At 69.9% G+C, this 399-nt stretch carries 1 pseudogene; it reads right to left on the bottom strand.

From position 1 onward, the window contains the following. Positions 1–364: pseudogene (gene glmM / locus D7X96_RS39370) on the bottom strand (phosphoglucosamine mutase); the annotation flags it as partial. Positions 365–399 lie beyond the last annotated feature (35 nt).

Here is a 399-nt window from a genome sequence, read left to right as displayed (position 1 = left end):
GGGCGGAGAAGAACTTGATGCCGTTGTCGTAATGCGGGTTGTGCGAAGCGCTGATGACGATGCCGGCGTCCACGCCCAGCGTGCGGGTCAGGAACGCCACCGCCGGGGTCGGCATCGGCCCCAGCAGCTGTACGTCGGCGCCGGCAGCGACCAGGCCGGCCTCCAGCGCCGCTTCGAACATGTAGCCGGAAATGCGGGTGTCCTTGCCGATCACCACGATCGGCCGGCGCCCGTCCTGGCCGCGCTGGGCGACCAGGACACGGCCCAGGGCGTTGCCCAGGCGCAGCACGAAGTCGGCCGAGATCACGCCTTGGCCGACCCGCCCACGGATGCCGTCAGTACCGAAGTACTTGCGGCCTCCCATCAAGCCACCTCCGGGGCCGGCTGACGGCCCAGCAT

It is taken from the genome of Corallococcus interemptor (genome assembly GCF_003668875.1).
GTDB lineage: Bacteria > Myxococcota > Myxococcia > Myxococcales > Myxococcaceae > Corallococcus > Corallococcus interemptor.
The sequence above is the reverse complement of the archived record's forward strand: the minus strand, read 5'-3'. Positions and strand labels throughout refer to the sequence as shown.